Genomic DNA, 18395 nt, shown 5'->3' with positions numbered 1-18395 from the left:
TCCTCAGGCTTCGATGCCGTTGAAGGGCTGCGTCGGCGCCTGCGGGTCGTCGAAGATGTCGCGCCACGCGATGTACGCGCCGCCCGCGAGCATGACCAGCATCGCCGCGGCGAAGGCGAGCAAGGGCAGCATCATCAACAGCGCGCCCACCGCCGGATGCACCAGGCCGCCGATCCAGGCGAACAACTGCGAGATCAGCAGCACCACGATCGCCGCGACCAGCGTGCCGGCGACGAACAACGCGGCGGCGACGAGGTTGGCGCCGACATTGCGCACCGAGGCGCGCAGCGCATCGCGCACCGCTTCGACGATGCCGAGGTTGGAGAACAACACCAGCGGCACGGCGAACAACATCACCGCGTAGGTGAAGTAATTGAACGTGAGCTGCGCGATCGCGAGCAGGCCCGGGTGCGCCGGCTGCGGCATCACCGGCGTGGCGCCGCCCATCGCACCGCGAATGGCGCCGAGGTACTCCTGCCAATACGTCGGCCCGGCGAGCGCGATGAAGACCATGCCGCCCAGGATCGCCAGAACGATCTGGAACAGCCCGAGCAACGCAAGCGCCGGCAAGCGCGGCGAACGGAACGGCGCGAACAGATCGCGCGCGCGCACCGGCCGGCCGGCTTCGGCTTCGCGGATCACGTGCATCATTCCGCCGAGCAGGATCGGCACCAGCACCATCAGGCCGATGAACAAGGGCACGAACGCGATGGCCACCAGCATCAGGTTCGGCGCGGCGTTCGCTTCGCCGCGCACGGCGACGACGACGGCGACCATCACCAACGCGAACAGATAGAGCGTCGCCATGAACAACAGCGCGGCGCCGAACACGGCCTTCGGGTTGCGCGCACCAAGGTCGATCGCGGCGCGAAACCACGCCAGGCCCTGGGAAACCGGGATCTTGCGGACTTGCATCGATGCTCCGTCGCGGTGGGGGCCGCAGCAGATGGGGGGATGGATCAGGGCACGTGCCGCAGGTGCCGCGCGTGGCGCACGAAGCGCCGCAGCACCCGGCGCGCGTGCGGCGCGGCCGTGACGTTGCGGCTCACCTGCTTCGCGCAATGGCCTTCGCGCGCGAGCGCGTCGTGCCGGGCGCGCACGTAACCGCGCATGTGCGTGCCGCTGAATTCGGGATGGAACTGCACGCCCCAGACATGCCCGCGCCAGCGGAAGGCGTGGCAATCGTCCAGCGGCGAGCGCGCGAGCACCAGCGCATCGGCCGGCGCGCGCAGCACGGTCTGCAAGTGCGTGGCCTGCGCGGGGAATTGCGCCGGCAGGCCGCGGAACAAGGGGTCTTCGTCGGCCGGCGGGTGCAGCTCGAGCCCGATGGTCCCCATCTCGCGACCGGAGGGGTTGTAGCCGACCTCGCCGCCGAGCGCGTGCGCGATCAGCTGGTGGCCGTAGCAGATGCCGAACAGCGGCACGCCTTCGTGCGCGGCTTCGCGCAACCACGCGGCGCTGCGCTCGCTCCAGTCGTGCTTGTCGGTGACCATCGCGCCCGACCCGGTGACGATCACCCCCGCGAAGCCTTCGGTCGAGGGCAGCGGATCGCCCGCCTCCACGTTCGCCACGACCGCCTCGTCGCGGGCCAGGCCGGCGGCGACGCGGATCCAATGGGGGAAGGTGCCGTGCCGGCGCATCGAGGCGACGGGCTGGCCGGTTTCGAGGATCAGGAAGGGGCTGTTCAAGGCGGGGCTATTGGGGCAAAACGGCCGGAAAATGCAGGCATTGCGCCGGGGCATCGGCGCGCGCACCTATACTAGCCCGCTTTTACGCCACCACGTCCGCGCACCATGCAGCAGAACGGCAAGCCGGCACCGATCACGTTCCAGGAATTGATCCAGCGCCTCAACACGTATTGGGCGGCGCAGGGTTGCGTGCTGATCCAGCCGCTCGACCTCGAAGTCGGCGCCGGCACGTTCCACCCGGCCACCTTCCTGCGCGCGCTCGGCCCCGAGCCGTGGAACGCCGCGTACGTGCAGCCGTGTCGTCGCCCCGCCGACGGCCGCTATGGCGAAAACCCCAACCGGCTGCAGCGTTACTACCAATACCAGGTGGTGATGAAGCCCAACCCCGACAACATCCAGGAGCTGTATCTCGGCTCGCTGGTGGCGCTCGGGCTGGACCCGCTGGTGCACGACCTGCGCTTCGTCGAGGACAACTGGGAATCGCCGACGCTCGGCGCCTGGGGCCTGGGCTGGGAGGTCTGGCTCAACGGCATGGAAGTCACGCAGTTCACCTACTTCCAGCAGGCCGGCGGCATCGAATGCCGCCCGGTGCTCGGCGAGATCACCTACGGCCTCGAGCGCCTGGCGATGTACCTGCAGAACGTCGACAACGTGTTCGACCTGGTGTGGACGACCGGCCCGCAGGGCACGGTGTATTACCGCGACGTCTACCACCAGAACGAAGTCGAACAGTCGGCCTACAACTTCGAGCATGCGGACGTCGCCGAGCTGTTCCATCGCTTCGACGCCTGCGAGAGCGAAGCGATGAAGCTCGTCGAACTCAATCTACCGCTGCCGGCCTACGACCAGGTCTGCAAGGCGTCGCATTCGTTCAACCTGCTCGATGCGCGCCGCGCGATCGGCGTGACCGAACGCCAGCGTTACATCCTCCGCGTACGCAAGCTCGCGCAGGCGGTGGCCGAAGCGTATTTCGCGCAGCGCGAGAAGCTGGGCTTCCCCGGCCTGAAAAAGAAGGAAACCGTTTGATGGCCGCGATGGAACCGCTGCTGGTCGAACTCGGCACCGAGGAATTGCCGGTCAAGGCGCTGCCCGGCCTGGCGCAGGCGTTCTTCGACAACATGATCGAAGGCTTCGTGCGCCGCGGGATCGCGCTGGATCGCGGCGATGCCAAGCCGCTCTATTCCCCGCGCCGCCTCGCCGTGCTGTTGCCGGGCGTGGCCGTCGAACAGGACGAGCAGCGCAGCGAAGTCCTCGGCCCGTATCTCAACGTCGCGCTCGACACCGATGGCCAGCCCACGCGCGCGCTGCAAGGGTTCGCGCAGAAGGCCGGCGTCGAATGGACCGCGCTGGAACGCACGAGCGACGCGAAGGGCGAGCGTTTCGTCCATCGTTCGGTGAAGCCGGGCGCGAAGACCGCCACGCTGCTGCCCGAACTGGTGCGCGAAGCGATCGCCGCGATGCCGATCCCGAAGCCGATGCGCTGGGGCGCGCACGAACACGCATTCGCGCGGCCGGTGCATTGGCTGGTGCTGCTGCTCGGCGGGGAAGTCGTCGAAGGCGAGGTGCTCGGCGTGCGCGCCGGGCGCAATTCGCGCGGCCATCGTTTCATGCACGACAAGCCGGTGTGGATCAACGCGCCGGGCGATTACGTCGATGCGCTGCGTGGCGCGAAGGTGCTCGTCGATCCCGACGAGCGCCGCGAAAACATCGTGCGCGAAGTCGAAGCCGCAGCCACGCAGGCCGGCGGCACCGCGCGCGTGTCCGCTGACAATCTTGCGCAGGTCGCGTGCCTGGTCGAATGGCCGAGCGCGGTGCTGTGCGGGTTCGAAGCCGACTTCCTGGCCGTGCCGCAGGAAGCGCTCATCGCGACGATGGAAGACAACCAGAAGTTCTTCCCGGTGCTCGATGCGCAGGGCAAGTTGACGCCCGCCTTCGTCGGTATCGCGAACATCGTGTCGAAGGACGTCGCCGAAGTCCGCAAGGGCTACGAGCGCGTGATCCGTCCGCGTTTCGCCGACGCGAAGTTCTTCTTCGTCGAGGACATGAAGCAAGGCCTGTCGTCGATGCGCGAGGGCCTGGCGAACGTCACCTACCAGGCCAAGCTCGGCACGCTCGCCGACAAGGGCCGTCGCGTGGCGCAGCTCGCCGAAACCATCGCGCGCGAGATGTTCCTCGAACCGGAACCCGCACGTCGCGCCGCCGAGCTGTCGAAGGCGGACCTGCAATCGCGCCTGGTGAACGAATTCCCCGAACTGCAGGGCATCGCGGGCCGCTATTACGCCGCCGTCGAAGGCGAACCGACCGACGTCGCGAACGCGATCGACGAGTCGTACATGCCGCGTTTCGCTGGCGATGCGGTCGCGCCCTCGCCGATCGGCCAGGTGCTCGCCATTGCAGAACGCCTCGACACGCTGACGGGCGGTTTCGCCGCGGGTTTGAAGCCGACGGGCAACAAGGACGCCTTCGCGCTGCGTCGCAATGCCCTGGGCCTGGCGCGCACGATCATCGAGCGCGGCATCGACCTGGATCTGCCGCGTTTGATCGAAGCCGCGCGCGGCCAACTCGGCGCGATCGGTGCGCAGACCACGAACGACGAGCTCTACGACTTCATCATCGACCGCCTGCGCGCGTACTACGCCGACAAGGGCGTGCCGCCGCAGCAGTTCGAAGCCGTCGCTGCGCTGCGTCCCGTGTCGCTGCTCGACTTCGACCGCCGCCTGCAGGCGATCGGCGCGTTCGCCGTGTTGCCGGAGGCCGAAGCGCTGGCCGCCGCGAACAAGCGCATCCGCAACATCCTGAAGAAGGCCGAGGGCGACGTGGCTTCGGCCGTCGACGCCGCGCGCTTCACCGACGGCGCCGAGCGCGAGCTGGGCGAAGCGGTCGATGCGGCCGTGGGCGAAACCGACGCTTCGCTGAAGGCCCGCGACTACGTGGCCGTGCTCGGCCGCCTCGCGCGCCTGCGCCCGCAGGTGGACGCGTTCTTCGACCAGGTGATGGTGAATGTCGACGATGCCGCGGTGCGCAACAACCGCCTCGCGTTGCTGAAGCGGCTCGCCGATCGCCTGGGCAGCGTGGCCGCGATCGAGCATCTCTCGACCTGAGCTATCCCCCGGCCGGGTATGCTCGGCCGTATGGTCCCGGTCTCCCCCCGCCCGGTCTCACAAGCTCTGCTGCTGACCGCGCTCGTTTTGAGCGCGGCGCCCGCGTTCGCCGCCAAGGTCGCGGACGTGCAGGTGCGCGGCCTCGATCCGGTGATGACCGAAAACGTGAAGCGCTCGCTGTCGCTGGTCGATTCGATCGGCCGCGACGTCTCGGGTCGCCGCATGGGTTACCTGGTGCGCGAAGCCGAAGCGCAGACGCGCGAAGCGCTGGAGCCTTTCGGTTACTACTCGCCGACGATCACCATCGACCGCACGCGCGTGCCCGATGCGCCGGTCACTGTCACCATCAGCGTGGTGCTGGGCGATCCGGTGCGCGTGCGCAACTTCGATGTGGGCATCGATGGCGAAGGCGCGGGCGATCGGTATCTCCAGCAGGAGATCACCGCGTTCAAGCCCACGATAGGCCAGGTGTTCGACCACGCGATCTATGAGTCGTCGAAGGCGCAGGTCACGCGGCGTCTCGCGGAGCGTGGGTACTTCGATGCCGATTTCACCGCGCGCCGGGTGGAAGTCACGCGCGCGGACAAGGCGGCCGATGTCTCGCTGCGCTGGAACAGCGGCATGCGCTACGACATGGGCAAGGTCACGTTCGCGCAGACGCCCAAGCGCATCGTGCGCGATGCCCTGCTCGGCAAGTTGGTCTACTGGAACGAAGGCGAGTACTACCACCAGGGCCGTCTGGATCGCCTGCGTAAATCGCTGACGTCGCTCGATTACTTCTCGCGCATCGACATCGAGCCGCAGCCGGAGAAGGCCGTCGATGGGCAGGTCCCGGTCGTCGTCACGCTCACGCCCGCCAAGCGCGATGTGTACACCGCCGGCGTGAGCTACGGCACCGACAGCGGCGCGGGCGTGCGCTTCGGGCTCGAACGGCGTTACGTCAACGATCGCGGGCACAAGGCGCTGGCGCAGATCGATTACGCGCAGCGCAGGAAGACCGCGACGTTGCAGTACCGCGTGCCGGCGTTCCTTTGGCTCGATGGTTGGTACACGGCGAGCCTGCAGCTGGCCGACGAACAAAGCCAGTTCGCGGATACGCGACGCCTCGAATTGGTCGGCAGCCGAAGCGGTGAGATCAATCGCAACCTGACGGCCATCGTGTCGCTGCACGCCTTGCGCGAACGCTGGCGCTTCCCGTCCGGCAATCCGCTCGATCCCGAAGTGCCGTATCAATACGCCTCGCTGTTGTATCCGGCACTCACCGCCGAATACATCGATGCCGACGATCGCCTGTATCCGCGGCGCGCGCTCGCGGGAACGGCGACCGTGCGCGGCGGCATCCAGGGCGTGGGTTCGGATGCGACGTTCCTGCAGTTGCACACGACCGCGCGCTGGATCCGCGGCCTCGGGCCCGACAATCGCTTGTTGCTGCGCGGCGAATACGGGCACACGTTCACCAACGAGTTGTTTCAGATTCCGTTGAGCCTGCGCTACTTCGCGGGTGGCGATCGCAGCGTGCGCGGGTACGGGTGGCGCGAAATCGGTCCCCGCAACGGCGATTACGCCGAAGGCGCGAAGAACGTCGTGACTGGCAGTGTCGAATTCGAACGCTACTTCCTGCCAGAATGGGGCGGCGCGGCCTTCGTGGATTTCGGCGATGCCTACGACGGCACCACGCCGAACCTGCATTACGGTGTCGGCATCGGCGCGCGATGGCGCTCGCCGGTCGGGCCCGTGCGCGTGGATGTCGCGCGTGGTCTGACGGGCGATGAAGCGGGCTGGACCGTGTCGCTCAACATCGGGGCGGACCTGTGAGGGGCGTGCCGCTCACGCCGGAGCAGCGCGCCGAACGCGCAGCGGCGCGGCGTGCGTTGGCGCGGAAAGTCGCGTTCCGTTCACTGCTGGGTGCGTTTGCGCTCGTCGTCCTCGCGATTGCGCTGGTGTATTGGCTGCTCACGACGGTGGGTGGGCGCGATGTGTTGCTCGCGCAGGTTGTCTCGCGATTACCTGCGGGCGCGAGCTTGACCTGGCAAAGCGCGGAAGGGCCGGTGTCGGGGCCGTTGACGATGCATGGCGTGCGGTTCGTTTACGCGTCGGATCCTGCGCAGCCCACCAAGCGCATCGTGTTCACCGCGAAGACGATCTTCGTCGATCCGGCGATTCGCCCTTTGCTCGGGCGCACGTTGCGGCTGGATGCGCTCGATGTGCGGGGTGCGACGCTCGAATTGCCCGAGAGCGATGAGCCCTTCGAGTTCCCGCGATGGCCCGAATCGTTGCCGAAGATCGAGCCGCCGCTCGCGTTGGAGGCCGATACGATCCGCATCGACGGATTGCGCTTGACGCAATCGGGCGTTCCGACGATCGCGATCCGCCAGGCCGGCGGTGGCTTGCGCGCGTCGCGCGGGTTGCTGCATGTCGAGCACGTCACTGTCGACAGCGATCTCGGCCGCTTTGCGATGCATGGCGATTACGTGCCGCGCGAACGCTATCGCACCGATTTCGTCGCGACGGCCGTGTTGCCGACGCAGGGTGGGCGCACCGCGCCGCGCTTCGGCATCGTCGCGCGCGGCGATGTCGCGAAGCTCGACATCGCGGTGGCGGGCCGTTTGCCAGCACCTGCGCAGGCGACGTTCACGCTGCGCGGCGAACCCGATCCGCGTTGGCATCTGCGCGCGAAGGCGCCGGTGCTGGATCTGTCGTTGCTCAGCGGCGGCGAGCCGAGCGAAACGCCGCTCGCCGTCGAGTTGCGCGCCGATGGCCTCGGTGGAAGCGCGACGATCCAGGGTTCCGTGCGCCAAGGCGATCTGCGCGCGGTGATCCAGCCATCGAAAGTGCGGCTGGACGACAAGGTGCTGACCGTCGAGCCGCTCATCATCGATGCGCTCGACGGGCGCACGCGCTTGCAAGGCTTCGCCGACTTGCGCGATCCGAATCGCCAGCGGCTGCGCTTCGCGATCAATGCACGCGGCTTGCGTTGGGGCGGCACGGCGGATGCGCCGGCGGTGGTCGCCGATGCGGACTTCGGGATCGCGGGCAGGCCCGATCTGTGGGCCGCGAAGGGCGAAGGCCGCTTCCTGCGCGAGAACCAACGCGCGACGCTGATCTTCGATGCACGCGGCGATACGGTGCACGCGGTCGTCAACGCGCTGCAGGCGCGCATGCCGAACGGCACGCTCGATGCGAAGGGCGACGTGCGTTGGTCGCCCGCGCTCGCATGGCAACTCGATGCGACGCTGGCGGGATTCGATCCCGGTTATTTCGTGCCGGCGTTCCCCGGCCGTGTGCAGGGCAGGCTGACGACGCGCGGCAATGCGCGCAGCGATGGACAAGGCTTCGACGCGACGCTCGATGCGCCTTCGCTGCGCGGCACCTTGCGCGGTCGCCCGCTCGATGCGCGTGCGAAGGTCGCGTTGCACGGCAGCGATGTCGAAGGCGATGTCGCGTTGTCGCTCGGCGGCAGTCGTGCGACGGCAAAGGGGCGCGTGGGTGCGACGCTCGCGGTCGATGCGCGCTTCGAACCGCTGCGACTCGATGATCTGATGCCCGGCGCGGGCGGCGTGTTGCGTGGGACTGCGTCGTTGCGCGGGCCGCGTGCGACGCCCGACATCCAGGCCGACCTCACCGGCGAAGCCTTGCACTGGGGCGATTACCGCGCTGCGTCGCTGCGTGCGAACGGCAGGTTGCCGTGGCGCAACGGCAGTGGCGTGTTGCACGTGGAAGCGCGTGATGTCGAAGCCGGCCTGGCCGTCTCGCATCTGGTCGTCGATGCGCGCGGTGCGATGGAACGACTGTCGCTCGATGCGACCGCGGATACGGCGTACGGCGGCGCGACGCTGTCGGGCGACGCGGTCAAGCGCGGTGCGCAATGGGGCGGTACCTTGTCGACGCTGCGCCTCTCGCCGATGAAGGGATCGCCGTGGGCGTTGGATCGCCCGACGACGTGGCGTTGGGACGGCCGCAATGGCGCGTTGTCGAACGCATGCCTGTCGACGGAAGGCGGCGGCGCGTTATGCGCGAGCGCCGACTGGCCGCGACGTGGCCTCGATGTGCGCGCCGATCGCCTGCCGCTTCAACTCGCGACGCCCTGGTTGCCGCCGCGTGATGACGACCGCCCTTGGTTGTTGCATGGTGACCTGCAGTTGGTCGGGCAGTTGCGGCCGGTCGGTAACGCGTGGCGCGGCAACGTGCGCGTGGCGTCGGCCGATGGCGGCATGCGCAACAGCGAGCGCTCGCGGCGTGATCTGATCTCTTACACGGGGCTGCAGTTCGAAGCGCAATTCGATCCGCAACGCATCTCCGCAACGCTGGGCACGACGTTCAACGAAGACGGCCGCGTCGATGCGCGTATCGCCACCGGTTGGGACGAGTACGCGCCGCTGTCGGGCCAGGTCACGCTGCGCACCGATTCGCTGACGTGGATGGAGCTGTTGTCGCCGGACATCGTCGAGCCCACGGGCTTGATCGAAGGCAACATCGCGCTCGGCGGCACGCGTGCGCAACCGACGCTCGGCGGCCAGGCGCATCTGTCGAACTTCCAGGCGGACGTGCCGTCGCTCGCGCTCGAGTTGCACGATGGCGATGTCCGCCTCGATGCGTTGCAGGACGGTACGGCGCGCATCGCGGGCTCGATCCGCTCCGGTGAGGGCACGCTCCAGGTCAACGGTTCGCTCGGTTGGCGCGGCGACGACACGCCGCTCGTGCTCAACGTCACCGGCGACAAGGTGCTGGCCGCCGACACGCGCGACCTGCACGCGGTGATCGCGCCGAATGTCACCGTGCGTTACGCGGCGAAGCAACCGCTCGAGGTGACCGGGACGGTGACGGTCCAGGAAGCGCGCATCGCACTCGAAGGTCTCGAAGGCGGCGTGACGCGTTCGCCCGATGTCGTCGTGCTCGATCCGGTGGATCCGAAGCGCACGGCTGCCTCGCCGCTGTCGCTCGATCTCACGCTCGTGCTTCCCGAAGACGCGGTCGCGCTCAACGGGTTCGGTCTCGACGGCACGCTCACTGGCCAACTGCGCGTGCGTCAACGTCCCGGCCGCGAGATGGTCGGCGATGGCACGCTGGAAGTGGGAGGCACGTACAAGGCGTATGGGCAGAAGCTGTCGGTCTCGCGCGGCGAGTTGATCTGGAGCAACGCGGCGATCGTCGATCCGTTGCTCAACATTCGCGCGGAACGCGTCGTCGGCGATGTCACCGCGGGCATCCAGGTGCGCGGGCATGCGACCTCGCCGCAGGCCGAGGTCTGGGCGGAACCTGCGATGGACGAATCCGAGGCGCTCTCCTATCTCGTGCTCGGCCGTCCGCTCAGCACCGCCAGCAGTGACGAGGGTCGCCAGCTCGATGCAGCCTCTGCAGCGCTGTCCGCGGGCGGTGGATTGCTCGCGTCGCAACTCGCCACGCGCCTGGGTTTCGACGATGCGGGCGTGATGGATTCGCGCGCGCTCGGCGGCAACGTGTTCGGTGTCGGCAAGTACCTCTCGCCGAAGTTGTATGTCGGTTACGGCGTGTCGTTGCTCGGCACCGGGCAGGTGCTCACGCTGAAGTATTTACTGCGCAAGGGCTTCGACATCCAGATCGAGTCGAGCACCATCGAGAACCGCGGCTCGGTGAACTGGCGCAAGGAGAAGTAACCGCAGGCTGGTACGGCGATGTTTCCAGCTTGACGGAGGGACGTATCCGCCGGGCCTGACCGCCAGCGTCTCATTATGCGATTCAGGGCTGTGCCGGATAGTGCGCGACGCTTTCCCAGAGCCTCATTCCCATGTCGCCCAGCTTCTCCTACAAACGTCTGCGCTACGGACAGGCAATCGTCGCCTCGACGCTCCTCGCGTGGAGTGCTTGCGCCATGGCCAACGTCGTCGTCTATCCCATGACGACGCACATCGCGCCGGAGCACGAAGGCATCGGCCAGATCGAATTGCATTCGAAGAGCGATCAGGTGCAGTACGTGAAGGTGCGCGTCGCGGAGATCGTCGCGCCGGCCACGCGCGATGAGCGCGAGAACACGCTCTCCGCCGACGATGCGCTCGTCGTGTCGCCGCAGCGCCTGGTGTTGTCGCCTGCCTCCTCGCGAACCGTCCGCCTCATCGCGCCCGTCGCGCCGCAGGAAGAGAAGGCGTATCGCGTGTATTTCGAGCCGGTGGATGCGCCGTCGGACGCCACGTTCGAAGAAGCCGTCAGCGCCGATGTGTCGACGAAGCTGGGCGTCAACCTCGTGTTCGGCGCGCTCGTCCGCGTGTTGCCGGACAACGGCCGCATCGGTGCGCGTCTGGTCGACGACGGCAAGCGCCTGTTGAACAACGGCACGCTGCGCATCGGCGCGCTGAAGATCGGCCGCTGCCCCGCCGTCGACAACGAGCGTGACTGCCGCTGGACCGATGTGAACCGCAGCGTCTACCCAACGCACCACATCGAGATGCCGGACATCCCCGGCACCGGTCACTTGGTGCTGCGCTACCAGACCAGTCAGGACGAAACGCCGAAGTTGCTCGCGCTTCAGCCCTGACGCACGGCGCGCATCGCGCGCTCAACCGAATCGGGCACCCGCCCGAACCTTCCCGATGCCGGCCGCTCGAAGCGCGTCGTCGCGGGCTCCCTCAAGCAAGAAAGGAAATCAACGCATGAAGCTTCTCAAGCTCGTGCCGGCCCTCGCGCTGGCCCTCGTTTCGTTCTCCGCCGTCGCCACGCAGAAGGACATCACCGTCGTCGCCAGCGTCGACCCGGCGGTGGAACTGCTGCAGGCCGACGGCACCGCGCTGCCGACCACCATGACGATGGCGTACCTGCCGGGCAACGGCCTGCAGCCGACCGAAGTGAACACGCGCATCTTCACCAATGCCGCCAGCGACATGACGATCCGCCTGGCCACCGCGCCGACGCTGATCAACAACATCAACGCCGCCGCGCCGGCGATTCCGCTGGGCGTGACGTTCGGCGGCACGGCCGTGACCACCGCCGGCGTCGTGCTGACCGAAGCCAACCTGTTCCCGGGCGGCGACATCACCTCCGGTTCGGTCGCGCAGATGCTGCGCATCTCGCAGGCCACGCCGGGCGCCATCACGCACGCCGGTACGTACCAGGGCGTCGTCGGCGTCGTGGTCACGCCGAACCCGTAATGCCCATGGACGACGGGGCACGCATAGCTGCGTGCCCCGCGTCTTTTTCATTCCCAACCGGAAGCCGCCCGTGCCTCGTCGCCTCCTGCTATCAATCGCGATCTCGTACTGCCTCGCCGAAGAGGCGATGGCGGGCATGCTGACGCATTCGGACGTGCCGGCCGGTTTCGAAAGCCTGGTCGACGGGCAGGTCGAACGCGTCGAAGTCCGCATCGCGGGCACGTCGCTCGGCTTGCATCCGGTGCTCGTGCGGCCCGACAGCCTGCACTTCGAAGACGCGTCGCGCCTGGCGCAGAACATGATCGATGCCGGCGTCACGGCGTCCGTCGAATCGCTGCTCGTTGCACTGGGCAGGCAGATGCCCGCGAATCGCCATCTCGCCTGCGGCGATGCCGCCGTGATCGAGACCCAATGCGGCTATGTCACGACCGAGCAGGTCGCCGCGATCTTCGATGAATCGAAAGGCGTGGTGGAACTCTTCGCGAATCCCGCCTGGTTGCCGAGCGCCGCCGCGCGTCGTTCGCGCTGGGTGGCGCCGACGCCCGCCGTGAACGCGCTCGTGCATCGGCACGGCTTCAATTATTCAGACAATGCCGACTACCGCGCTTTCAGCGCGAACGGCATTGGTGCGCTGGGCCTCGGCGAGCGCGGTCATTTCGGTTTCGAATGGCAGTACTCCCACAACCGTCGCGAAGGCGCCGGCGAAAGCCACTTCGCCTTCGACGATGCGTATTACCGCCACGATCTGGATCGGACGCACTACGTGCAGGCCGGTCGCATGGACATGCATGGCCTCGCCAGTCCGTTGGGCGGGAGCTTCCAGCTTGCGCTGATGCCGTTGGGACGCATCGACGGCGTGCGCGCGGGCACCACGCTGGCGTGGGTCGACCAGGAACAGGCGGGACACGGCACGCCGGTCACCGTCGTGTTGTCGCAGCGCGCGCGCGTGGATGCGTTCCGCGGATCGCAGTTGCTGTCGACGTCCTATCTCGACGCGGGCATGCAGTCGATCGACACGCGCATGTTCCCGGTCGGCAGTTATCCGGTCACCTTGCGCGTGATCGAGAACGGCCGCGAAACGCGCAGCGAGACGGTCGCGTTCAGTCGCTCGGGCGGTGAAGGCCTGGGTTCGGATCAATGGCAGTGGTTCGCGCAGGGCGGTCGCGTCGTCGACGTGCCCGGCGATGCGAAGTCGCGTGATGTCGCGCAGTTCGGCGTTCGACTGCCCACGATGCGCGGTGCAAGCCTGAGCAATGCGACGACGGTGTTCGATTCGCGGCGCGCGTACAACGAGACGCGCCTGGATTGGCACGTGTTGACGGGGCTCGGGGCATGGACGATTTCCGCCGGCGCGCTGATCGGCAGCGACGGCACGCGCGGCGACCTGCAGCAGTTGAGCATCGGGCGCACGGTCGCGTGGAATCTGTATCGACAGGCGATGCGCGCGAAGGATTGCCGCGTGGTGGAGGACTGGCCTGCACCGCGTGGCTGCCACTCATCGTTGACTTCGACGATTTCGTTGCCGCTCGCCGGTGGTTCGTTGACGGCGGGCTACACCTACGGTGGCGCCGATCAATTTGCTGCGCCTTGGCACGACCCGCTGTCGCCGCATCTGGATTACGGCGTGAGTCGCCAGCGCAACGAAGGCTACGATGCGACGTTCGCGCGCGCGTTTTCGGTGCAGGGTGGCTTCGTGTCCTTGCGCATGGGTGCGTATCGCCGCGAGGCGGGTAACGTGACCGACGATGGCGTGCATGCGTCGGTGTCGTTCTCGCGGCATCGCAATGCGTCGCAAGCCACGCGGGCGTCGGTGCATCAGACGGCTTCGGTGGATGCGCGGACCTCGCGCAATGGCGACGATGGTGCACAGTTGCGCGGCTCGCAGACGCATCGTTGGGAAGGCGCGACGCGGCGCGAGGTGACGGTGTCGGCTGCGGCGGATACGGATTCGTTGTGGGAAGCCGGCATCGACGGCCGCATCGACGGGCGCTACGGTACTGCGGGCGCGACCGCGTTCCATTACGACACGCAGATGGGATCGAGCGTCGCCTGGACCGCGAATCACACCGGTTCGTTCGCCGTCTCGCGCAATGGCGCGTTCCTCGGCGCAGGTGCGCCGGGTGGCAATCCGGGTGCGGGCGTCGTCGTGCACGTCAACAATTCTTCGCGCGCGTATCCGAAGGGCAGCGTCGCGGCGAAAGTGGCGGGCGCATCTTCCGGCGACGTGCAACTCGGCTTCGGCGAATCGATGTTGGTGCCGATGGAGGGTTACACCGCCGCACGCACGCACGTTGCGGACGGCGACGGCTCGCGTCAGAGCCTCGGCACGGTCGTCTCCGGTGCAGGGCGTCGCGACTGGTTCCTGCAGCCGGGCAAGCTCGGCGTGCAGCAGATCGAAGCGACGCTGACGATGACGTATGTCGGCCGCCTGGTCGACGCGCGCGAGCAGCCCTTGTCGCATGTGTTGCTGCTGGAGTCGCCGACCGGACAGACCGGCGAGGACGGGAGCTTCATCGCGGAATTCGACGGCCATCCCGCGCGCATCTTCGCGCTCGATCCGCTGCAGCTGCATGTCTGCGACGTCGCGGCGCCGGATGCGGTCGCGGCCGTGCAGCGTTTGGGTACGACGCGGTGTCGCGTGGGCAGCGTCGACGAGTTACCGCTCGAGTTGCGCGACGGCGAACGATTCAAGCGGTGGGCGTTGCGCCGCGTTGCGAATCTTCAGGCGAACATTGAACAAGGGGAACCGTGATGCGTCGTTACCTTTTTGCGCTGTTGCTCGCCATCCTCGGTTGTGGCTCGGCGTTCGCCCAGGTTCTCGCGCCCACCGACCATCACGTCGCCGTCTCCAGGACCATGACACGCGGATCTCTCACGTCGGACCTAGCTGTCTTCTTCCCGACAGTCGGCGGAAGCGATGTTGGAGCCCCCCTTCGGTGGGGACGAAACTATTGGACGTGCTGGTCAACGTCGGATCCGGAGAAGGGCGCCTGCCCCAGCACTGATGTGGAGTCCGGAAACTATGGTGAGTCGAAAATCGCTTTGCGTTTCACCGAAGCGCACTCAGGCATGTCTCAAGTACTCGAGGTGAATGCCTACACCTTGCCTTTTTATCCCAATGGGACGCCGTGCAACAGCGGCGCCATCATGATGCTGATCAATGACAGCGTCTTTGTCACCTGCCCTAATAGTGGCCCCCACTATGGTGCCCCTAGCACCGGAAAGAGAATTACGGCCTACATGCTGTCGAGAGAACTTGCGCGTTTGCCGACTGGCGGTGTGTGGACAGCGAATTTGCATTTGCGACTCAACGAATGGGGCGTCGGGCCGATCGCCAACTTCACCGCCGCGCTCACCGTCACCGTCACCGACAACCAAAGCATGCAGGTGTTCCTGCCCGAGTTCCGATCGGCCACGCCGCGCGTCGATTTGAATCTGCGTTCCGTCCCTTCCGCCGGCGGCGCGCGCGCTTCGGGTGAACGAACGGTCGATGCCTGTCTCTACGACGGCTTCAACGCTCACAGCAAGCGCTACACGGTTCGCATGAGCGATCCGTCATCGACCGGCGCCGAAGAAGTCGGTCGCTTCTTCGTGCGACATCCCGCGCCGCAAGGTGCGGCCGGCCAGAATCGCATCGAGTACGAAGTGCACTCGACGACGCGGCCGTTCGGATCGACGCAGTATCAATCCGGGCAGGATCGCGTCTTCGCCAACATTCCCGATGCCGAGGTTCGCCAGGTGTTCCTGCCGAATATCCCTGTTCCGGTCGTGTGCACACCGTGGCCACTGACCTTGCGCACGCCCGAGTTCGCGAACGCGGACAAGCAGGCCGGCTATTACAGCGGCGTGCTGCGTGTCGAGTTTTCGGCTTCAACCACCGCCCCCTGACGTTCCACCCGCACAAAGAAAAACCCCGGCCGTTACCGACCGGGGTTCAAGCGATCCCCTTGGGGAAGATCGCAGGTGCTTTTACGTGCGTTCGATCAGAACGTCACGCTCCAGGTGTTCAGCGTACCCGTGTCGCCAGCGGCGTTGTCGTTCACGCGGAGGTTCCACGTGCCGTTCAGCGCTTCGGAAGACAGGTTCACGGTGAAGGTCTGGATGATGTTGTCGGCGCTGCCGCCGGCACGGTTGCTCAGCACGTACACGGTGCCGTCCGGCGCCACCAGGTCCACCTTCAGGTCGCCCTTGTAGGTGTGCGTGATGTTGACGGCGACCTGCGCGTTGGACGGAGCGTTGCCGCTGCGGCCGGACACCGAGATCGGGCTGTTGATCGTCGTGTTGTCGCCGATCGCGAAGTCCGCATCGTTGGTGTAGGTCTGCGTCGAACCACCGCCGCCGGTCGAGTAGTCACCGAGCAGCGTGACGCCCGAGAACGTCGAGTAGGCCTTCAGGCGCACGTAGTACGTGCCCGCGGTCGGCGCTGCGAACGTGCAGGTTTCGGCGTTGCCCGACTTGTACGGACGGCAGTTGTACGTGGTGTCCGTCGGCGCGGAGCCCAGGCGCACGTACATGTCCGCGTCGCCCGTGCCACCGGAGGTGGTGAAGGTCAGGTTCGACGCACCGGCCGGCACGACCAGGGTGAAGAGCTTCTCGGAACCGGTGCTGGCACCGATGCCCGTGATCGCCACGCCCTTGGTCATCGCCACCGGCGTACCGCCGCCACCACCGCCCGCGCACGAGACGCCCACGACGGTGAACGCCGCGGTGACGTCAGCCTTGTTGTAGCCGAGGTCCTGCGCCGCGGTTTCGACGCCGCACGCACCCGAGTTGAAGGTGCTGCTCGGGGTCCAGTAGTTGGCGTTGGCGCGCGCGAAGGTCTTGAACGCCTTCACCGTGTCCCAACCCGAGGTCTTGGCCAGCGTACAGAACGCCTTGTTGTACACGCCCGAGCTGTAATGCACGTCCAGGCCGGAGGTGTACTGCGAAGCGTTGTCGATCGAGCCACCGTCCTGCGGCGGGTTGCACATGTAGCGCAGCGCACCGTTGGCGGCCTTGAAGATTTCACGGCCGACGTCGAAGTCGTTCGTGCCCTTCCAGAAGTACTCGGTCGCTTCGCCGCCCATGTCGGAGAAGGCTTCGTTCATGCCGCCCGACTGGCCGGAGTACGTCAGGTTCGAGTGCTGCTCGGTGTAACCGTGCGAGACCTCGTGGCCCGAGACGTCGGCGTTGACCAGCGGATAAAACGTGCTGGCGCCGTCGCCGAAGGACATGTACGAGCCGTTCCAGAAGGCGTTCTCGTAGTTGGTGCCGTAATGCACGCGCATGACCAGCTGGAACGTCAGCGCGTTCGTGCCGGTGTAGGTGTTGTACATGTTCTGGATGACGCCACCGAAGAAGTGGGCGTCGTTCAACGGCGAGTACGCGCCGTTGATGGTCTTCACCGTGTTGCGCGGGCAGGTGTACGACCACGCGGTGGTGCTCGCGCCGGTGCTGCCGTTGAGGTTCACGGTCTTGACCGCCGCGTTGTTCATCGTGCACGTCGTGCCGCTTTGCGCGACATCGAGGTACGGATGCAGGCCGGTGGTGCCGGTGTATTCGTACTGGCCGGTCTTGGCGTTGCCGCCGGGGCCCGTGCCGACGAGCGCGTGCGTCAGTCCGTCCCATTGCTTCAGGACTTTGCCGTTGCGCGCATCGACGATCACGAACGGACGCGTCGGCGAACCGCCGCCGGCGGTGTCGGCGAAGTACGACACGACGTACGCAAGGTGCGCGCGATCGTTGTCGTCGACGAAGATCGTCAGTTCGGACTTCTCGTTCTCCGTGCGCATGAAGCCGACGCGGTTGCCGAGACCCGCGCTCTTGCCGAGCGCCAGGGCGTTGGCCGGCGTGAGCGACGCCCTGACCGCAGGCAGTTCACCGGCGAGGCCGTTGACCATGCGGCCGAAGATGTTGCGGACGTTGCCGTCCTTGCCTTCGGTGACCACCACGTGCTCGCCGAACACCGGGATGCCGCGGAAGGTCTGCTGATAGCGGATGTGGCGGGTGCCGTCCTTGTCGATGTTCGTGCGCAACTCGCGCAGGTTCGAGCTGGCATCCATGTTGAGCATTTCGGCGTGGCGCTCGCGGGCTTGCAGTGCAATCCCGGCGCGAGCGGCAACAGCCTTGTTCTGCGCGTTGACCTGGGTGACGTTGAGGCGATGCAGGTCGGTGCGTTGTGCAGCGATCGCACCCTGCGCGGTGAGCGCGAGGGTGGTGGCAGCCGCGAGTGCTGCCAGGCGGTGATTACGATTCACGAAGTGGTACCCCCGAAAGTGGATTGAATTAACGACCGCGATGTTTCCTGCGGCCTGCGATCCCTGCAGCCTTGCAATCCGGTCCCCGTCGTCTATCCACCCCTGCCGTGGACTTGCGTCGTTCGGACCACCACCCGTCGCTTTTGTGTGTTGTGCGCAGAGCGGTCGTCGGACGCTAGGGGTCTGTCGCGGGTACGTCAAAACGTAAACGGTTTCGGTTAAAGGCCTACCTGAACGAAACCTTTCCGCAAC

At 66.8% G+C, this 18395-nt stretch carries 11 protein-coding genes; 8 read left to right on the top strand and 3 right to left on the bottom strand.

Annotated features, from left to right (window positions below; translation table 11 throughout):
- Positions 1–3 precede the first annotated feature (3 nt).
- Positions 4–915: a BPSS1780 family membrane protein gene (locus GN331_RS03250; RefSeq protein ID WP_156640265.1), complete on the bottom strand. Its 912-nt coding sequence runs from the start codon at positions 913–915 to the stop codon at positions 4–6.
- Between the two features lie 44 nt (positions 916–959).
- Positions 960–1688 carry a glutamine amidotransferase gene (locus GN331_RS03245; RefSeq protein ID WP_331713349.1) on the bottom strand — a complete coding sequence of 243 codons (729 nt, stop codon included), beginning with the start codon at positions 1686–1688 and terminating at the stop codon, positions 960–962.
- A gap of 105 nt (positions 1689–1793) precedes the next feature.
- Here GN331_RS03245 and glyQ point away from each other — a divergent pair, with 105 nt between their 5' ends.
- From glyQ to GN331_RS03205, 8 genes are all read left to right on the top strand, one after another.
- The gene (glyQ, locus tag GN331_RS03240) at positions 1794–2714 is read left to right on the top strand and encodes a glycine--tRNA ligase subunit alpha (protein ID WP_156640260.1); all 921 of its coding nucleotides are present in this window, start codon (positions 1794–1796) and stop codon (positions 2712–2714) included.
- A complete protein-coding gene (glyS, locus tag GN331_RS03235) occupies positions 2714–4789 on the top strand; it encodes a glycine--tRNA ligase subunit beta (RefSeq protein WP_156640258.1) in 2076 nt (691 codons plus the stop codon). The genes glyQ and glyS overlap by 1 nt, the downstream gene beginning before the upstream one ends.
- A gap of 30 nt (positions 4790–4819) precedes the next feature.
- Positions 4820–6604 (top strand): autotransporter assembly complex protein TamA, encoded by a 1785-nt coding sequence (locus GN331_RS03230; protein WP_156640256.1) that lies wholly within the window; start codon positions 4820–4822, stop codon positions 6602–6604.
- Positions 6605–6609: 5 nt separating this feature from the next.
- Positions 6610–10422: a translocation/assembly module TamB domain-containing protein gene (locus GN331_RS16945; RefSeq protein ID WP_156640254.1), complete on the top strand. Its 3813-nt coding sequence runs from the start codon at positions 6610–6612 to the stop codon at positions 10420–10422.
- 131 nt (positions 10423–10553) lie between these two features.
- Positions 10554–11297: a fimbrial protein TcfA gene (locus GN331_RS03220; RefSeq protein WP_156640252.1), complete on the top strand. Its 744-nt coding sequence runs from the start codon at positions 10554–10556 to the stop codon at positions 11295–11297.
- A 115-nt stretch (positions 11298–11412) separates the two neighbouring features.
- Positions 11413–11907: a CS1 type fimbrial major subunit gene (locus tag GN331_RS03215; RefSeq protein WP_156640250.1), complete on the top strand. Its 495-nt coding sequence runs from the start codon at positions 11413–11415 to the stop codon at positions 11905–11907.
- A 70-nt stretch (positions 11908–11977) separates the two neighbouring features.
- Positions 11978–14659 carry a TcfC E-set like domain-containing protein gene (locus tag GN331_RS03210; RefSeq protein WP_156640248.1) on the top strand — a complete coding sequence of 894 codons (2682 nt, stop codon included), beginning with the start codon at positions 11978–11980 and terminating at the stop codon, positions 14657–14659.
- Positions 14659–15795: a CfaE/CblD family pilus tip adhesin gene (locus tag GN331_RS03205; RefSeq protein WP_156640246.1), complete on the top strand. Its 1137-nt coding sequence runs from the start codon at positions 14659–14661 to the stop codon at positions 15793–15795. Before GN331_RS03210 ends, GN331_RS03205 begins: the two co-directional genes overlap by 1 nt.
- 95 nt (positions 15796–15890) lie before the next feature.
- Here GN331_RS03205 and GN331_RS03200 read toward each other — a convergent pair whose 3' ends face one another.
- Positions 15891–18143 (bottom strand): M4 family metallopeptidase, encoded by a 2253-nt coding sequence (locus GN331_RS03200; protein WP_331713348.1) that lies wholly within the window; start codon positions 18141–18143, stop codon positions 15891–15893.
- Positions 18144–18395 lie beyond the last annotated feature (252 nt).

The sequence above is a fragment of the Noviluteimonas gilva genome (assembly GCF_009740395.1).
Taxonomy (GTDB): Bacteria; Pseudomonadota; Gammaproteobacteria; order Xanthomonadales; family Xanthomonadaceae; genus Noviluteimonas; species Noviluteimonas gilva.
The sequence above is the reverse complement of the archived record's forward strand: the minus strand, read 5'-3'. Positions and strand labels throughout refer to the sequence as shown.

Bases quoted from the DNA above. Each gene is read 5' to 3' on its own strand.
- GN331_RS03250 (WP_156640265.1), bottom strand. From the start codon at position 915: ATGCAAGTCCGCAAGATCCCGGTTTCCCAGGGCCTGGCGTGGTTTCGC.
- glyQ (WP_156640260.1), top strand. From the start codon at position 1,794: ATGCAGCAGAACGGCAAGCCGGCACCGATCACGTTCCAGGAATTGATC.
- glyS (WP_156640258.1), top strand. From the start codon at position 2,714: ATGGCCGCGATGGAACCGCTGCTGGTCGAACTCGGCACCGAGGAATTG.
- GN331_RS03230 (WP_156640256.1), top strand. From the start codon at position 4,820: ATGGTCCCGGTCTCCCCCCGCCCGGTCTCACAAGCTCTGCTGCTGACC.
- GN331_RS03220 (WP_156640252.1), top strand. From the start codon at position 10,554: ATGTCGCCCAGCTTCTCCTACAAACGTCTGCGCTACGGACAGGCAATC.
- GN331_RS03215 (WP_156640250.1), top strand. From the start codon at position 11,413: ATGAAGCTTCTCAAGCTCGTGCCGGCCCTCGCGCTGGCCCTCGTTTCG.
- GN331_RS03205 (WP_156640246.1), top strand. From the start codon at position 14,659: ATGCGTCGTTACCTTTTTGCGCTGTTGCTCGCCATCCTCGGTTGTGGC.